Source organism: Streptomyces sp. B6B3 (assembly GCF_039871525.1).
Taxonomy (GTDB): domain Bacteria; phylum Actinomycetota; class Actinomycetes; order Streptomycetales; family Streptomycetaceae; genus Streptomyces.
Window position 1 is genome coordinate 227,390 of record NZ_JBDPLU010000014.1, and the last position, 15,778, is coordinate 243,167.

Here is a 15,778-nt window from a genome sequence, read left to right on the forward strand (position 1 = left end):
GACCCCGGGGGAGAGCACCGGATGGGAGACCGTGCTGTGACCACCGTAGACATCACCACCACGGGAGCGACCGGGCCGCTGGCGCCCCTGGACGAGGCGGCCGCCTACTGGGACCCCGAGAACGTCGCGCGGCGGTCCGAGTGGGACCACGCCGCGTACCCGCTGTGGCACGGCCAGGCGAAGATGTGGCAGCGGCTCGACCGCTCCCACCCCGACAACGTGCTGGTCCGCGCCGAGGGCTGCTGGGTCGAGGACCTCGCCGGACGCCGGTACCTGGACGCCAGGTCCGGGGCGTGCAACATGCAACTCGGCTACAGCCGCCCCGACATCGTCGCGGCCATGGTCGACCAGGCGCGGCAGCTGCCGTTCAGCTGCGTGATCCGCTACAACCAGCCGGCCCTGGCCACCGTGCGGTACGCGGCCGAACTGGTCGCCGCCGCCCCGCCGTCGCTGACCCGGGTCCGCTTCACCCACATGGGAAGCGCCTCCGTCGAGAACGCCCTGCACATGGCCCGGCTCTACCAGATCAACGTTGGCGCCCCGGAACGGACCTGGATCGTCTCGCTGCGCAACAGCTTCCACGGCAGCACCTACCTCACGCTCGCCGCGTCCGGCGACGACTTCGTGGAGAAGGTGGTACCGGTCCCGCCGCCGCACCTGGCGAAGACGCCGGTCCCCGCCTTCGACGACTGCCCCGGATGCACCGGCGACCCGGCCAGGACCGGCGACTGCACGGCCCAACTGCGCACCACCCTGGACCAGATCGGCCCCGAGCAGGTCGCCGCGTTCATCGTCGAGCCCATGATGGAGGGCCCGGTCCAGCCGATGACCCGGCACTTCCTCCAGCGGCTGCGGGAGCTGTCGAAGGCCACCGGCTTCCTGGTGATCTACGACGAGGTGACCACCGGCTTCGGCCGGCTCGGCGCCCTCTTCGGCGCCGACCACTTCGGCGTCGAACCGGACATCCTCTGCTCCGCCAAGGGCATCACCGCCGGCTACGCGCCGCTCGGCGCGGTGCTGGTCACCGAGGACGTCTACCAGGCGTTCAACCAGCGGGGCGCCGGGCTGCACTTCCCCAACGGCTCCAGCTCCGACGGGCATCCGGTGTCCTGTGCGGCGGCCTCGGCGGCGCTGCGCGCCATGCTGTCCGAGGGCGTCTTCGAGAACGCCAGGGAACGCGGCGCCCAGGCCGTCGCCGGGCTGCGGCAGGCGCTCGACGGCAACCCGCACGTCGGGGCGATCCGCGGCGTGGGACTGCTCCTCGGCTTCGAACTGGTCGGCCAGGAGGGCGGCCCGCCGCCCGGCGCGATCGCCCAGCGGGTCCAGGCGGCCTGCAACGAGCACGGCGTGCTGGTGCAGCACGGCGGCGAGCACATCGTCATCTACCCGCCGCTGGTCATCGACGACCGGGAGATCGAGATCCTGGTGGACCGCGTCGCGCGGGGACTGGCGAGCGTCACGCGGTGAACCACCGCGCGGCGGCGGCCGCGGAACCGCTGCGCGACGGGCGGTTCCGCCGGCTGCTGCTGGCGATGGCGGTCTCCTCCGTCGGCACCTCGGGCACCCGGATCGCCCTGGCCTGGCTCGTCGTGGTGGACCTCGGCGCCGGCGACCGGTTCGGCCTGGTGCTCGCGGCCTACGGCGTGCCGCAGTTCGTCGTCGGCCTGGTCGGCGCGGCGCTCGCGGACCGGCACGGGCCGCGGGCGCTGTGCCGGGCCGGGTTCGTCGCCGCGGGGCTGACGCTGCTGGCGATGTGGCTGCTCGGGCGGGCCGGCGCGCTGAGCGTCGGCGCCGTCGCCGCCCTCGTCGTGGTGACCGGCGCGTCGCTCGCGCTGTCCCAGCCGCTGCTCGGCGCGATCCTGGTGTCGCTGGTGGACGCGGACCGGCTCGGTCCCGCCAACATGCTGCGCGTCGTGGTCGTCGACACGGCCGCGGTCCTCGGCCCGACGGCGGCCAGTCTGGTCATCGCGGCCTGGCACGCGCCCGCGTGGTTTCTGCTGGACGCCCTCACCTTCCTGGTGGCGGCCGCGCTGCTGCCCGCGCCCCGGGCGCGGCCGGCGGCCGGGACACCGGCGCGGTCCGGGGCACGTCCCGGGGTGCGCCGGGCGATCGCGGACGCCGTCGCCGGACTCCGTTACGTGGCCCGGCGGTTCGGGCTGTGGTCCGGCATCGCCGCGGCCGGCCTGGGCAACCTGCTGGTCACGGTGCCGTTGCTGGTGTGCGTGCCGCTGCTGGTGGACCGCGAGCGCCTCGGCAGCGGCACGCTCGGGATCTTCTTCGCGCTGTTCACCGCCGGATGCGTGCTCGGCGCGGCCGAGGCCGGCCTGGTGCGGCGGACCAGACCGGTGCGCGCCGGGCTGGTCTGCCTGCTGTTCGCCGGCCTCGGCACCAGCCTGGTCGGGGTGTGGTCAGACCGCGTCGGCCTGTTCTGCCTCGCCGTCGCGATCGGCTGCTGCGTCGCCGACTTCGACGTCCGCTGGTCGGCGCGGCTGCAGGGGGCCGTGCCCCCGGACCTCCTCGCCCGGGTGCTCGCCGGCGACGCCTGGTTCTCGTTCGTCTGCCGCACGGCCGGCATGAGCACGCTCGGCCTGCTGGCGTTCCACCACACCGGCGCCCTGTTGGCCGTCTGCGGCCTCACCATGGCCGCCCTCGCCGGCGCCCTGGCGCTCTCGCCCGGCGCGACCGGAGCCGCGGCCGACGGCGCGTCGGGCACGGAATTCCGCGACGGAGCCCGCGACGAAGGGCCACACGAAGGAGTGCGCAGATGACCACGACCGATCGCGGGCCGGCCGCCCGCTCCGCCGACGACGTCGTCGTCACCATCGGCGGTGCCGAGGACGTCGACACGCTGCTCGTCCTGCTGGACGACGCCGTGCGCTGGATGACCCGCGTGGGGCACACCGGCCAGTGGGGCACCCGGCCGTTCTCCACGGATCCCGGGGGCGTCGCGCAGGCGACCCGGTGGGCGACCGAGGACACGCTGTTCCTCGCCTGGCTGGGCGACCGGCCGGTGGGCGCGCTGGCCATCGGGGCGCCGCCGCCGTTCGTGCCGCCGGCCACCGAGCCCGAGCTGTACCTGGCGATCCAGGTGGTCGACCACGCCCACAAGGGCCGCAACATCAGCGGCGTCATGATGGAGCACGCCGAACGGCTGGCCCGCCGGCGCGGCGCCACGGCGCTCCGCGGCGACTGCTACGCGGGCGAGGGCGGCGCGGTGGTGCGGCACTACGTGAGCCTCGGCTTCGAGGTGGTCGGCGACTTCACCGTCGACACCCGCTCGGGCCCCTGGCCGGGCCAGATCGTCCGCCTCCCCGTCGACCCCGTCGGCCCCGTTGACGCCTGACGCCTGACGCCGCGTTCGGCGGCTCGGCGCGGGCCGGCCGACCGGGGTCACGTCCTGGCGTGCCGGGCGGCGCGCGGACACCGCGCCGGTCCTTCGCCGGCCGGTGCGCGCGGCGTGTTCCTGCCCAGCTCCCTGACCGCCCGCGCGCCGAGCGCGAGCAACTCCCGCCACCACCAGGCGTGATGGCGGAGATCGTCGAACACCGGATACATCGCCTCGGCGACCTGGGCGACCTCGCGGTGCCGGCCGAGCGCCGCGGCCCGCCGGGTCGCCGCCGACCAGTTGGGGAACTCCGTGTCCAGCCAGTCGAGAGCCTCCGGCGAGGCCTCTCCCCGCCCGCCGCCGGCCGCCCGGGCCGCCGCGACGGCCCGGGCCAGCAGGGTCTCCGTCATCCGGGACACCGCCGCGGCCCGCACGGCGGGAGCGTCCTCCCGCTCCAGCGCCTCGGCCGCGAAGAGCCGCACCAGATCGTGGTAGCGGTAGCGGAAGGCGGCGGGGGCGGGCTCCACCATGCCGGCGTCGGCCAGCTCGTCCAGTGCCGCCTCCGCGTCCGCGGGGGCGAGCGCGGTCAACGAGGCCGCGACCTCCGCCCCGAAGTCGGGCCCCGGCACCAGGGTCAGCAGCCGGAACAACCCGCGGATCTCGGGCGGCAACTGCCGGTAGGACATCTCGAAGGCGGTCCGGACGTGCTGGTCGCCGTAGCCCAGGCAGTCGAGCCGGTGTTCCTTGTGCCGCAGGAGCCCCGCCAGCCGCCGTGCCGGGGCCGGGTCGAGCCGCCCGACCGAGCCGGCCAGCCGGCTCCCCGCGATCCGCAGCGCCAACGGCAGCCGCCCGCACAGCCGGACGAGCTGCTCGGCCGCCTCGGGTTCGGCGGCCACGGCGGCGCCGCCGGCCGTCCGGTCCAGGAGCCGCACCGCCTCCTCCCGGGACAGCACGTCGAGCCGGAACCGCGCCGCGCTCTCCAGCCCCGCCAGCGAACGCCGGCTGGTCACCAGCACCAGGCAGTGCGGCCCGCCGGGTAACAGCGGCCTGACCTGGCACTCCCCGGCCGCGTTGTCCAGAAGCAGCAGCATCCGCCGCCCGTTCGCCAGCGACCGGTACAGGTCGCCGCGCTCCTCGGCGTCGAGCGGGATCCGCTCCGCGGGCAGGCCCATCGCCAGCAGCAGCGTGCTGAGCGCCTCCGCCGGCGGCATCGGCCGGGTGCCGGCGCCGGCCAGGTCGACATGGAACAGGCCGTCGGGAAAGCTGCCGGCGCACTCGTGCGCGACGTGCAGCGCCAGCGCGGTCTTGCCGATGCCCGGCTGCCCCGCGACGGTGGTGATGACGGCGGTGCCGGTGCGGCCCTCGGCCGCCGCCGCGACCAGCGGGCCGAGCCGGGCCAGTTCGAGCCCGCGACCGGTGAAGTTGCCGGGCGGCGCGGGGAACGCGGGCTGCGCCGGCTCGGGGAGCGCGGCGGGCGCGTCGGTCGTCGGATCGCGGCGCCGGCCGGCCCGGCCCGCCGCGGCGGCGTGGCGCAACACCTCCCGGAACGGCGGGGAGGCGCCCAGCGAGTCCGCGAGCGCCTCGACCGTGGAGCGGTGCGGCCCGCGGTTCCTGCCGCTCTCCAACTCGCTGACCGAGCGCACGCTGATCCCCGAGGCGACGGCCAGTTCGCGCTGGGTGAGCCCGGACATTCTCCGCGCTTCCCGTAACAGGAGTCCGAAGCGGGTCGTGGGCAGGTGCGGATCGGTCGCCATGGTCCCGCCAGCGTGGTCGTCGGAATCGGACGTCGGCGTCTCCCCGGAAACGTTTCGGACCCGGGCTGCACTACCCGGCTGCCCATAAGGGCTTTTAGAATTCTATTCGTGCATCAACGGCGCGGGCAGGGTGCATTGTCGAAAAGTTTTCGAGAGCTCGCGGGCGGGTCGCCGGAAGACGCCGGCGCGGTCCGCGCCCGGGGCGCCCTGGCCGGGCTCCTGGCCGCCCACCGGGCGGAGTCGGGGCTGAGCCAGGAGGCGCTGGCCGCCGCGGCGGGGATGAGCGTACGGGCCGTCAGGGACCTGGAGGCCGGGCGGGTCCGGGTGCCTCAGCAGCGGTCGGCGATCGCCCTGGTCCGGGTGCTGTCGCTCACGGGAGAGGCCAGGGAGTCCTTCCTCACCGCGGTCGCCGAGGCACGCCGCGACCGTGCCCGGATCCGTGCGGGCGACGATCCGACGCCCGACTTCGCGTATCCGACTCCCGCCCAACTCCCCCCGGCTCCTGGTGATTTCACCGGTCGGACGGCGGAGACGGCGGCGCTGCGCCGCCGTCTGCTCGACGCCTCCGCGCCGGACCGGCAGCGGACGGGCGCGGCCGTCACGGCGATCACGGGGGAGGGCGGTCTCGGCAAGACCGCGCTCGCCCTGCACACCGCGCACATGTCACGCGCGGACTTCCCCGACGGGCAGCTGTACGTGGACCTGCGGGCAAGCCGCGGTGCCTCTCCGAACGCCGCCGCGCTGCCCGCCCGGCTGCTGCGCGGACTCGGCGTGCCGGACCGGGCCGTGCCGTCCGGCACGGAGCCCAGGATCGCGCTCTACCGCCGGGTCACCGAGGGACGGCGCCTGCTGGTGGTCCTGGACGACGCGCCGAACGTGGCCGACGTCCGGCCGCTGCTGCCCGCGGCGGCCACCAGCGCGGTGCTGGTGACCAGCAGACAGGGCCGCGACCGCGACCGTGACGGGGCGCCGACCGGGGCCGGGGAGCTCCGGCTCCGCCCCCTCTCCCGGCCGGCCGCCGCCGAGTTGTTCGCCCGGCTCGCCGGGCCGGCGCGCGTGGCCGGAGAGCCCGAGGCCGCGGCGGCCATGGTGGAGCTGTGCGCCGGCTCGCCGCTGGCGCTCCGGGTGATGGCCGCCCGGCTCGCCGGCCGTCCGCGCTGGAGCATCGCGGCGATGCTGAGGCGGCTGACCGGGGAGTGGGACCGGGCGGCGGCGTGGGGGCGCCTCCCGGACCTCGCGCAGGGCCCCGGAGGGCTTCAGGGGCGGGGCGGCGCGGACCACCATCGGCCCGCCGTGACCGCGGCGTCAGGACCCGGGGTCACCCCCAGCGAGCGCAGCGTTCGCGCGTAGGCCCGGCGGCCCCGCTCCGCGGCGGCCGGATCGCCGAGCCGTTCCCGCGCGGTGACCAGTGCGCGCCAGGCCTCGTCCAGATACGCGTCGAGCGTGAGGGCCTGTTCGGCCGCGGCCGCCGCCGCGTCCGGCCGGCCGAGTTCCAGCTCGCAGCCGGCGAGTGTCGCGCACAGCCGGGCGGCCCGGCCGCGCAGTCGGCGCCGCTCGCCGACCACCCACTCGGCGGCGCCCTCCTCGGGCAGCAACTCCCCGCCGTACCAGCGGAGCGCCGCCCGCAGCGCCGCGATCCGCCGCTCCGGGTCCTCGCCGGGCGCCGGGCGCAGGCAGACGGTCGAACGCCGGTCGAACTCGCGGACGTCCGAGGCGCACGGCCAGCCGAGGGCCAGCCCGTAGGAGTGCTCGTCCCGGGTCAGCAGGGTGGCCGAGCCGCGCTCCGCCCCCGGCTCCAGCAGGGTGCGCAGCCGGGAGACCGTGACGTGGAGGTTGCGCACGCCCGCCTCGTGTCCGAGGTCCGGCCACAGCGCGTCGAGCAGCACGTCCCGGTGCACGGGCGACCCGGCGCGCAGCGCCAGCAGCCGCAGCAGGCTGCGGGCCTTCGGCCGGACCGCGCCGCAGTCCACCGCCGTGCCGCCGACCGTGACGCGGAAGCCGCCGAAACAGCGGATCTCCACCATCGGCCGTTCGTCGCCGCCGGCGGGCGCGTCCGGCGCCTCGCCGAGCACCGACTCCGGCGCCGCGGCCTCCGCGGACGGGCGGGCCGCGTCCAGGTAGGGACGCAACAGCGTCACCGCCGTGGACAGCAGCTCCTCGACCTCCTGAAGTCCTGGCTCCCGATCGGGAGCGCCCAACCGCCCGGCATCCGTCACACTCCTGTACACAGCCGATCCCCTCCGCGCGCTGGCTCCACCCGACCCATCGCTTCGCCCCCTCGGCCCCCCGGGCAACACGGGAGGAGCTGAGGGCTGCGGCCCTCTAGCAGATCACGGGTGACCGGCCGGCGACCAGGCAGAACAGGTAGCAGAGTTCTGCCGGTGAGATCAGCCGCGGGTGAAGAACTCCACCTCGCCGAGCGCCACCAACCGGGTCGGCCGATGCCCGTACGCCGAACCGATCGTCAGGCGCAGCGTGGCGACATCGTCCATGGTCAGGTCCACGACCTGCTCACCAGGACGGTCCTCCAGGGTCACGGTCCGCTCGCCGACCTGCTCGCCCTCGGTGTTCCACGCGGTGACGGTCAGCGACGCCGGGCGGGCCTGGGTGAGGTATTCGTCCGTCCGGTCGGAACTGCCGGAGTGCACCACCAGTTCGGTCAGCCGGAACTCCTTCTCGAACGACGCCTCCAGCCACTGCCCCGCGGGTTCCTCGTCCGCCACGGGTGCCCAGAAACGGTTCCAGGTGCCGTCCACCGCCAGGTCGACCGGATGGTCGGCGGCGGCGCTGGACGCCTCCACCGCCGCCGGACGCACGGACTGCGGCTCGGTGAACCGTTCCCGCACCCGGTCGACGAGGCGGGGTCCGTAGCCGATCGCGGCCAGCACGATCGCGGCCAGCGCGGCGAGCAGCAGCAGCCGGGTCAGTGGCCGGCGGAAGCGTCCCGCGGGGCCTCGCCTGCGGGACCGGCGCCCCCGCAGCCGGCGCCACAGCCGTCGCCACCACGACAGGCGGGCGTCCGCGTCCGGCGGGCGCAGCGGCAGGCCACAGCGGCGGCAGAACGAGCGGCCGGCCGGGTTGGCCGTGCCGCACTCCCCGCAGGCGACGTCGTCGGGAGCCTCGGCGTAGCCGTCGGCGGCGGGCCCGACCTGGGGGCGTCGGACGGCCTCCCGGCCGGGCTGCACCGCGACCGGCCGCGCGGTCGGCCGCCCGGTCCTGGCCGCCGGGGCCTCGGTCGAACGGTCCCGGGGCCGGGCCCGCGGTCGCGGGGTGCCGGTCGGGGTGGGCGCGAGCAAGGCCGCCGCCCGGGCGGCGGCCTTGCCAGCCTCGGAACCGGAATCCGGGGCGGAGTCGTCGGCGGCTCCGCCGGCCGTGGAGTCCGTGGAGTCCCCGTCGGAGTCGCCCTGAGGGGAGTCGTCGGGGGCGGCGGCCGTGCTGACCCTGGCACCGGAATCCTGGTCGGAGTCGTCGGCGGGGTCGGCGCTGGGCGCCCCGACGCCGGACGCGGGCGCCTCGTCGGCCCCCGAGGGGGCGTGAGGTGTCTCCGGCGCCGGCCGGGCGCCGTCTGCCGGCACGCCCGGTGGGCGCGGTGGTGCCGGGGGCGAGGCGCCGACGGGTCCGGAACCCGGTGCCGGGGTCGGGTCGGCCTGCGGTGGCTGCGGTGCCTCCGGGGGTGGCGGGGGCGCGGCTGAGGACGCGGCGTTGGCGGGTTCGGGGTCCCGGTTCGGCTCGGGGTGGGCGCCGGCCGGGGGCGGCTCCGGGGGCGAGGCGTCGGCTGGCTCGGGATCCCGCGCCGGCGTGGGGTCGGCCGGCGGCGGATCCGGATCCGCCGCCGCTCGTGCCGGCCGGGGCGCGCTCCAGTCGAGAAAGGCCCCGCACTCGCCGCAGAACGCGTCGCCCTCGTTCACCCGCGCGCCGCACTGGTCACAGGTCACCGCCCCACCGCCCTTCCGTCCGGGCCCGCGGAGCCCGCGGGCCGACCCTGTTCTCCGGGCCCCGGGAGGGACCCCCGTGGCCGCGGCGCGGCGGCGCGGCCCGTCACGTCCCCACCACCTCGACCGTGCACGGCACGTGTGCCGGACGGTTGGCGTCGATGAGGACCTCCAGCCGCGACATCGGCAGCGAGTCGGGGTCGTCGCTGCGGATCAGCACCCGCAGCGAGGGCTCGGCGCTGCCCGGGAGTTCACCGCCCGGGGTCGCCGACCAGGCGGCCCCGCCGCTGTCCACGACCTCCGCCTCGACGTCGAACGCGTCCCTGAGCAGCTCGGACAGCCCGTGCGCGGTGCCGCGCAGCCGGTGCAGCCGCGTCGCGCGGGCCACCGCGCGGCGGCGGTCGGCGAGCGGCCGGCCGTCGTCGGTCTCGGCCGCGACCCAGGTCGCCAGCCACTCCAGGAAGTCCTCGGGGGCCAGCGCGGGGTTCCAGTAGGCGTCCAGGCAGTCCAGCACCGCGAGGACGGGTGCGAGGACGTCGTCGAAGGCCGTGACGAACCGTTGGACGAACCCGTCCTCGGCGTAGGGGCCCGGCAGCCGCTCCCCGAACGGGTGCGGGGAGACCAGGCCCTCGACGTGCTGGCGCCGGGACGGCGGCCGGTCGGGCGGCGGGGCGACGACGGTCATGCCTCCTCCACCCTCACCTGGTGCTGGTAGGAGAAGACCAGCGCGTGGCGCTCCAGGTCGATCCGGTCCCCCACGTCGTTGCGCTCCCCGGTGAGCGGGTTCGCCGCGAAGATCCGGACGTCGTCGACCAGTCCCACCCCGGGCACGCCCTGCAACACCGCGTGCGCGTCGCCGGTCTGCACCGGGCGGCCGAACGGCCAGCCGTCGCCGCCGGGGCCGCCGCTGACGGGGTGGAAGTAGCGGTAGAGCGCGTCCGAGGCGCGTTCCCGCAGCCGCCCCGCGCTGGCGCCGGGCTCGCCGGTGAGCCGCGCGACCACGGTGACGCCCTGGTAGTAGGGCGGCTGGACCAGCAGCCGGGCGCCGCCCGGTCGGCGCTCGTCGAGGTGCTCGGAGATGGCGGCGAGCATCTCGTCGGGCGGGACCAGCTGCTCGAACCGCAGCCGGTGGCCCGTGTCCGCGACCACCTCCGGCACCACCAGCACCCGCACCCCGCCCGCCTCGGCGCCGTCGCCGGCGGGGATGCAGCGGATCCGGGCGGCGGAGGGCGCGGCCTGGCGGGCGATCAGCTCGTAGTCCGACGCCGTCACCGCCCGGTCCTGGGCGCGGAGCTGCAGCGGCGCCCGGAGCCGGGCGCTGGCCACCGACTCGCCGTCCACGCCGCCGGCCGCGGCCTCGCGGTTCTCCACCCGGGACACGTAGGGGATGGAGGTGCGCAGCACGGTCAGGGTGCCGCGGGCGACGTTGCCCCCGCGCCCGCCGCCGGTGCGGTAGCGGCGCACCCGGAGCCGCGCCCCCTTGGGCGGCACCGCGCCGAACTGGCGCAACGAGCCGTCGGGCTCGCGCACCGCGGGCCCGAGGGCGACCTCTCCGGTGGTCGGGTCGAGACGGACGTGCCGGTCGTCGGGACCGGAGGCGCCGAAGGTCTCCACGTGGGTCCACTCCTGCCAGCCGGTGCCGTCCGAGACCTCCACCACGAACGGGTCGCGGCCCAGGAGCACCGGCGGCCGGCCGACGGCGAAGCGCTGCCCGGGCGTTCCCGTCGACGTGCCGAGGGCCTCGCCGTCCACGGCCTCGGCGTGCAGCACCTCGGTGGTGCCGCCGATGGTGAACGCCTCGACGCCGCGGACGGTGGGCGAGGCGGAGTAGAACGGCTGGTCGGGTTCGGCCGGGGTCACCCGGCAGCGCAGCCAGCCGGCCCGGCGTCCGCCGAGCGAGGCCAGGGCGTGGTCGCCCGGCACGTGCAGCACCACGTCGCCCGGCCGGTTGAGCCCGCCGGTGCTGTCCTCCTCCAGTTCGCAGGGCAGCCACCGGGCGCCGTCGTACGCCTCCCAGCGCAGCGGGGGTTGGCGCGGGTCGACGCCGATGCCCTCGACACTGCTGTCCAGCCGGAGGACCACGGCGCAGTGCGGCACGGCGGCCGAGAGCCCGACGTGCATGCTGTCCCCGGGGTTCGGCGTGGCCCCGAAACAGGGCACGGCCTGGCCGTGCCGCACGTCGTCGGTCCGCTCCACCGGCCGTCCGCCCTCCTCCTGGGTGAGCAGGTGGGCGAACTCGCACGGCTGCACGGTGAGATCGGCGGTGGTGGCGAAGACCTGCGCCTCCTCCGTCTCGGTGCGTTCGGTGGCGATCTCGGTCCCCTCGTGCAGCACCACCGGGGCCTGTTGCGGGGCGGACAGCCAGAACGTGGCCGGGGCGCTGGCCGCGGCCGGCGGGAACAGGGTGATGCCGAGCAGGTCGAGGAAGGCCAGGTAGCTCTTGTCCGGCACCCGGTTGAGCCGGTAGAGCAGCTGGTCCGTCATGTGGGCGAACGCCTCGATCAGCGTGACGCCGGGGTCGGAGACGTTGTGGTCGGTCCACTCGGGGCAGCGCTGCTGGACGAACCGCTTGGCGTCGTCCACGAGTTGCTGGAAGCGGCGGTCGTCCAGGTGCGGGGCGGGGAGGGCCATCAGCGGCCACCTTCCTGGTCGGTGGGGCGTCCGTCCGCCGCCGCGTCGTGCGAGGGGATCATGTAGAAGGGGAACACCAGGTTCCGCGGGTCGTTGGCGCCGCGGTGGGTGTAGCGGATGTCGATGTAGAGGGTGCCGTCGTCCACCGCGTCGACCACCACCTCGACGTCGGTGACCTCGATCCGCGGCTCCCAGCGGTCCAGGGCGCGGCGCACCTCGTAGCCGATCGCCCCCGCGGTGTTCTCGTCGGCCTGGGCGAAGACGTGGTCGTGGATCCCGCAGCCGAACTCCGGCCGCATGGGCCGCTCGCCCGGCGCGGTGGCCAGGATCAGCCGGATGGACTCGGCGATCTCCCGGTCGCGTGCCACCAGGGCGATGCCTCCGGTCGCGCTGGTCCGCAGCGGAAAGGCCCATCCCGACCCGATGAACTGTTCGGCCATCAGTTGATCTCCACGATCCTCGCGTTCACGGCACAGCGGGTGCCGCCGTTCACCTCGACCCCCGTCGTCGCCTCCACCGACACTGACTGGCCGGTCAGCTTCAGCTCCCCCTTCCCGGCGTCGAGCACGATGCCGGTGCCCGTGACCGTGATGTCCTGCCGCGCGTCGATGGCCACCCGGCCGTCGCTGTGCACGGTGATCACCGTGTTCTGCTGGTCCAGGTGCAGGGAGAGCCGGTCCCTGTTGGTGCGCAGCCGCACGCCGGAGGGTCCTGGCACCGCGTCCAGCAGCTCGATCCGCTGCCCGCCGCGGGACGCGAACGAGCGCCGGTTCACCTTGCCGCTGCGGCCGTCCACCAGTTTCACCGGATCCGCGGTGGGCTTGTCGACGCCGTTGTAGAGCCCGCCGATGACGTAGGGCCGGTCCAACATGCCCTGTTCGAACGCGACCAGCACCTCGTCGTCCACCTCGGGGCTGAAGACCCCGCCGCCGCCCACCCCGCCCAGCTGGACGGTGCGCACCCAGTCGGTTGTGTAGGCGCGTTCCCGGCCGACGTCGTCCGACAGCCACGGCAGCTTCAGCCGGACCCAGCCCTGCTCGCCCAACGCGAGCGGCGCCTTCACGTCGGTGACGATGCCGACGGCGACGCCGGGCACCCGGGGTGAGTGCGCGGCCGCGGACCCGCCCGTGGCCAGGCCGTACGGGGTGCGGTCCTGCCGCCCGCTGACGGTCAACCAGGTCTCGTAGCCGCTGCCCGGCTCGTCGGTGTGCCGGCTGGCGGTCACGGTGTACTTGCCGTCGAAGGGCTTGCCGGCGGCGTCCAACACGACCGGCGTGCCGACCCGCAGCCGGGGGTTCCCGTGCACCACGACCTCCAGTTCGGCGACGGCGTCGGCCTGGTCGGCGGCGAACGCGGTCGACACCGCCTTCACCTCGGCGTCGGTCTGGTACGGGTAGTCGGCCACCAGCGTCTCGGACGGCCGGCGGCCCTCGAACGGTTTGACGGCCTCCGCCGAGTCCACGCCGATCCGCAGCCCGTCGCCGGCCTTGACGGCCTTCTCGGCGCGCAGGCTCTTCTTCTGTTTCACGTCCCAGCCGCGCACGGTGACCGCGGACGTCTGGTTCACCGAGGTGACGGACGAGCGGACGAACAGCACGTTCTCGCCCATCTTGATCCCCACCGGGCTCTCCTCCACGGCCCCGGAGCTGGCGGGCGCGGAGGCCGCCGGCACGGGGGTTCGGAAGAAGAACCTGCCGTCGCTGACGCCCATCTCGCGGTCGTTCTCCCGGGCGAGCGTGGCCAGGAAGTCCCAGTCGGTCACGTTCGCCTGGGTCCGCAGCGGATAGGCGGTGGCGGTGGCGTCGATCCGGCCGAGCGGAACGCCGGCGGCCCGCGCCACCTGGGTGGCGATCTCGGACGCCTTCTGGTTGATGAAGCCCAGCACCTTGCGGCCGCGTTGCAGTCGGTGCGCGGCGTCCATCGCCCGGATGGTGGTGAAGCTGCCCCTCCCCTTGTCGTACTCGACCTCCATCGAGACCACCTCGCCCTCGAAGAGGGGCAACTCTGCGGACGCCCCGCCGGACTTGACCCTGATCCGCAGCTGGGTGCCGATGCGGATGCCGGTGTCCTCCAGCAGCGTCCGCTCCGGGTCGAGGTAGCGGAGTTGGGCGACGGCGGGCAGCGTGTTGCTCTCCTCGACGTCCACCCGCACCGGCATGGTGTCCCAGGGCGGCGGCAGCGGGCCCGGGGCCTGGACGAGGAAGGTGTTGGTGTTCTCCCCGATGGTCATGCGCCGTTCCCCTCCAGTTCGTCCGGCGACGGCACCAGGATCTCGGTGCCGGGCCGCAGCCGCAGCGGGTCGTCGATCCCGTTGGCCTCGGCGATCACCCGCCACGCCGTGGGGTCGCCGTACTCCTCGTGGGCGAGCAGTTCCAACGAGTCGCCGACCACCAGCCGGTGCGTGCGGCGGGTACTGGGCGAGCCGGAGGTCGGGTTCTGCCGGGGCGTCGGATCGCCGGCCTCGATCAGCTGCAGGGTGCAGGTGGCCCGCAGCGGCGTGCCGTCCGTGTCGAACAGCGAGTAGGTGGCGCTGACGTCCTCCAGATAGCCGTAGAAGGACACGCTGTCGAACGAGCCCCAGGCGAACCGGACCCGGGGCGCCGAGGCGGCCTTGGCCGCGATGCTCCGGGCCGTGGGCGAGCACCAGCTGAGCAGCGTCTCCACGCCCTTCTGGACGCGGGTGTCATGGGTGTCGGTGGCGTCCAGAAACACCTCGACGTTCAGCCGGCGCGGCTGCGAGCCGGTGAACTCGGCGACGCCCACCTGTTTGGCGCTCCTGGCCCGGTGCCGGATCCACTCCGCCCCCTTGCTCAGCGTCAGCGTCTCCGGGTTGAACTGGAACGAGACCGGCGACCCGAGCATCCCGCCGGGTGGCCTGCCCGGCTTCTTCGGCGGCTCGTACGCCGTCAGCGTGGCGCGTGCCCGCGTGGGCATCGTGCGGTCCCTCCTGCTCGTCGGGGGGCGGACGCCCGTCGGACCGGGGTGTGGCCCGCGGGGCTCACAGGAAGCCGTGGTGCGCGAGTTCGATGCTCTCCGTCGCCACCTCCGAGCGGCTCGGGTCGAACGTCGGCCCGGTCCAGCTCACCACCACGACGTCCCGCAGCGACCACTGGACGATGGTCTCGGACAGGTTGGGGCGCAGCGCCGTGATCTGCGCGGTGCCCCGCTTGACCTTCTGGGGCAGCGTGGCGAGGAAGCGCGTCACCCGGGTCGAGTCGGGTGTCAGCGGGCGGGTGAGGGTGACGTGCGGATAGGTGATCCGGGACGGCAGCTGCCACACGAAGTCGTTGTTGCCGCCCTCCCGGCGCTGCTCCACCTCGACCTGGACGCTCAGCCCGGTGCAGGTGTTGAAGGGGCCGAGGTCGATGCCGTCGATCTGCAGCCGGAAGTGGACGCTCGTCCCCGGGTCCGTGGTCGACATGGCGCGGTCTCTCCGTCCTGACGGTGGGCGTGGTCGCGGCGGGCGTCACCGGCCACCGTCCAGCAGTCGCCCGGCGCGTTCCCTGCCGAGCCGCATCTCCGACCGGAGCAGCCGGCCCAGCGGGCCGATGAGCCGGTGGGCCAGCGCGTCCATGTGCCGGCGTTCCAGGCCCCGCAGGATGGCGTCCCCGTCGGGTGTCGGGGCGTCCTCCCGCCGCGTGCCGTCGGGCGTGGCCGCCAGAGCGGCGGACGGGGTCCGGGCCGTGGCGCCGCCTCCCCCGGGAACCTCGGGGTCGGGGGCGGGGTCGGGGGCGGCCTCGGGCGCCGGGGTGGGGGCGACCCTCGGGCCCTCGCCGCGAGGCAGGCGACCGCCGCCGCCCCTGCGTTGGATCGGGCCGGCCGCCGGCGTGGGCGGTGTGGGCCCGGCGACGGCGCGGCGCGCGGCGGTGGGTGGCCGCCCTCCGGTGCGCGCCGGGGGCGGGAGCGGCGCCGGCGGGGCGACGGGCGCCGGGGGTGTGGGCGTGACGCGGGTGTCGCTCACGAGCGGCGCCGGTTCTCCGGGCCCCGGCGGCCTGGGAGATGCCGCCGTCCGGCGGGCGGCCGGGCGTGCGGCTCGCTGGACCACGCCGGTTGGGGTGCCGGCCGCGCGGCGGGGCGCCGGGCCGGTGGTGGACGGCTGGGCGGCGAACACCGGAGCCGACGGCCCCGCCGAACCG

13 protein-coding genes and 1 pseudogene are annotated in these 15,778 nt (G+C 75.6%); 4 read left to right on the forward strand and 10 right to left on the reverse strand.

The window, feature by feature from the left end:
- Positions 1-36: 36 nt before the first annotated feature.
- From ABGB06_RS26575 to ABGB06_RS26585, 3 genes are read left to right on the forward strand one after another with little or no spacing between them, the layout of a single operon-like run.
- Positions 37-1,467: an aminotransferase class III-fold pyridoxal phosphate-dependent enzyme gene (locus ABGB06_RS26575; RefSeq protein ID WP_347593766.1), complete on the forward strand. Its 1,431-nt coding sequence runs from the start codon at positions 37-39 to the stop codon at positions 1,465-1,467.
- Entirely contained in the window at positions 1,464-2,768 is a 1,305-nt protein-coding gene (locus ABGB06_RS26580) for an MFS transporter (RefSeq protein WP_347593768.1), read from the forward strand. Before ABGB06_RS26575 ends, ABGB06_RS26580 begins: the two co-directional genes overlap by 4 nt.
- Positions 2,765-3,343: a GNAT family N-acetyltransferase gene (locus ABGB06_RS26585; RefSeq protein WP_347593770.1), complete on the forward strand. Its 579-nt coding sequence runs from the start codon at positions 2,765-2,767 to the stop codon at positions 3,341-3,343. The genes ABGB06_RS26580 and ABGB06_RS26585 overlap by 4 nt, the downstream gene beginning before the upstream one ends.
- A 47-nt stretch (positions 3,344-3,390) precedes the next feature.
- Here the strand turns inward: ABGB06_RS26585 and ABGB06_RS26590 are convergent, their stop codons facing one another.
- Complete coding sequence (locus tag ABGB06_RS26590) at positions 3,391-5,079, reverse strand: helix-turn-helix domain-containing protein (protein ID WP_347593772.1); 1,689 nt, start codon at positions 5,077-5,079, stop codon at positions 3,391-3,393.
- Between the two features lie 135 nt (positions 5,080-5,214).
- Here ABGB06_RS26590 and ABGB06_RS26595 point away from each other — a divergent pair, with 135 nt between their 5' ends.
- The gene (locus tag ABGB06_RS26595) at positions 5,215-6,429 is read left to right on the forward strand and encodes a helix-turn-helix domain-containing protein (RefSeq protein ID WP_347593774.1); all 1,215 of its coding nucleotides are present in this window, start codon (positions 5,215-5,217) and stop codon (positions 6,427-6,429) included.
- On the opposite strand, the gene ABGB06_RS26600 is transcribed toward ABGB06_RS26595, so the two are convergent.
- The 9 genes and pseudogenes from ABGB06_RS26600 to ABGB06_RS26640 form a co-directional block, all read right to left on the reverse strand.
- On the reverse strand, positions 6,336-7,277 hold the full coding sequence (locus ABGB06_RS26600) for a BTAD domain-containing putative transcriptional regulator (RefSeq protein ID WP_347593776.1): 942 nt from the start codon (positions 7,275-7,277) through the stop codon (positions 6,336-6,338). The two genes, ABGB06_RS26595 and ABGB06_RS26600, sit on opposite strands and share 94 nt — an antisense overlap.
- 189 nt (positions 7,278-7,466) lie before the next feature.
- Entirely contained in the window at positions 7,467-9,014 is a 1,548-nt protein-coding gene (locus ABGB06_RS26605) for a hypothetical protein (RefSeq protein ID WP_347593778.1), read from the reverse strand.
- 103 nt (positions 9,015-9,117) lie between these two features.
- Positions 9,118-9,696 (reverse strand): phage tail protein, encoded by a 579-nt coding sequence (locus ABGB06_RS26610; protein WP_347593780.1) that lies wholly within the window; start codon positions 9,694-9,696, stop codon positions 9,118-9,120.
- The gene (locus tag ABGB06_RS26615; protein ID WP_347593782.1) at positions 9,693-11,642 is read right to left on the reverse strand and encodes a putative baseplate assembly protein; all 1,950 of its coding nucleotides are present in this window, start codon (positions 11,640-11,642) and stop codon (positions 9,693-9,695) included. Before ABGB06_RS26615 ends, ABGB06_RS26610 begins: the two co-directional genes overlap by 4 nt.
- Positions 11,642-12,082 carry a GPW/gp25 family protein gene (locus tag ABGB06_RS26620; protein WP_347593784.1) on the reverse strand — a complete coding sequence of 147 codons (441 nt, stop codon included), beginning with the start codon at positions 12,080-12,082 and terminating at the stop codon, positions 11,642-11,644. The genes ABGB06_RS26615 and ABGB06_RS26620 overlap by 1 nt, the downstream gene beginning before the upstream one ends.
- Complete coding sequence (locus tag ABGB06_RS26625; RefSeq protein ID WP_347593786.1) at positions 12,082-13,872, reverse strand: VgrG-related protein; 1,791 nt, start codon at positions 13,870-13,872, stop codon at positions 12,082-12,084. Before ABGB06_RS26625 ends, ABGB06_RS26620 begins: the two co-directional genes overlap by 1 nt.
- The gene (locus tag ABGB06_RS26630; RefSeq protein ID WP_347593788.1) at positions 13,869-14,576 is read right to left on the reverse strand and encodes a peptidase M23; all 708 of its coding nucleotides are present in this window, start codon (positions 14,574-14,576) and stop codon (positions 13,869-13,871) included. Before ABGB06_RS26630 ends, ABGB06_RS26625 begins: the two co-directional genes overlap by 4 nt.
- Positions 14,577-14,640: 64 nt before the next feature.
- Positions 14,641-15,063, reverse strand: a complete 423-nt coding sequence (locus ABGB06_RS26635) for a phage tail protein (RefSeq protein WP_347593790.1) — start codon at positions 15,061-15,063, stop codon at positions 14,641-14,643.
- 45 nt (positions 15,064-15,108) lie between these two features.
- A pseudogene (locus ABGB06_RS26640) lies at positions 15,109-15,778 on the reverse strand (hypothetical protein); the annotation flags it as partial.

Coding starts and splice junctions, on each gene's coding strand:
- ABGB06_RS26585 (WP_347593770.1), top strand. CDS start 2,765: ATGACCACGACCGATCGCGGGCCGGCCGCCCGCTCCGCCGACGACGTC.
- ABGB06_RS26590 (WP_347593772.1), bottom strand. CDS start 5,079: ATGGCGACCGATCCGCACCTGCCCACGACCCGCTTCGGACTCCTGTTA.
- ABGB06_RS26610 (WP_347593780.1), bottom strand. CDS start 9,696: ATGACCGTCGTCGCCCCGCCGCCCGACCGGCCGCCGTCCCGGCGCCAG.
- ABGB06_RS26615 (WP_347593782.1), bottom strand. CDS start 11,642: ATGGCCCTCCCCGCCCCGCACCTGGACGACCGCCGCTTCCAGCAACTC.
- ABGB06_RS26620 (WP_347593784.1), bottom strand. CDS start 12,082: ATGGCCGAACAGTTCATCGGGTCGGGATGGGCCTTTCCGCTGCGGACC.
- ABGB06_RS26625 (WP_347593786.1), bottom strand. CDS start 13,872: ATGACCATCGGGGAGAACACCAACACCTTCCTCGTCCAGGCCCCGGGC.
- ABGB06_RS26630 (WP_347593788.1), bottom strand. CDS start 14,576: ATGCCCACGCGGGCACGCGCCACGCTGACGGCGTACGAGCCGCCGAAG.
- ABGB06_RS26635 (WP_347593790.1), bottom strand. CDS start 15,063: ATGTCGACCACGGACCCGGGGACGAGCGTCCACTTCCGGCTGCAGATC.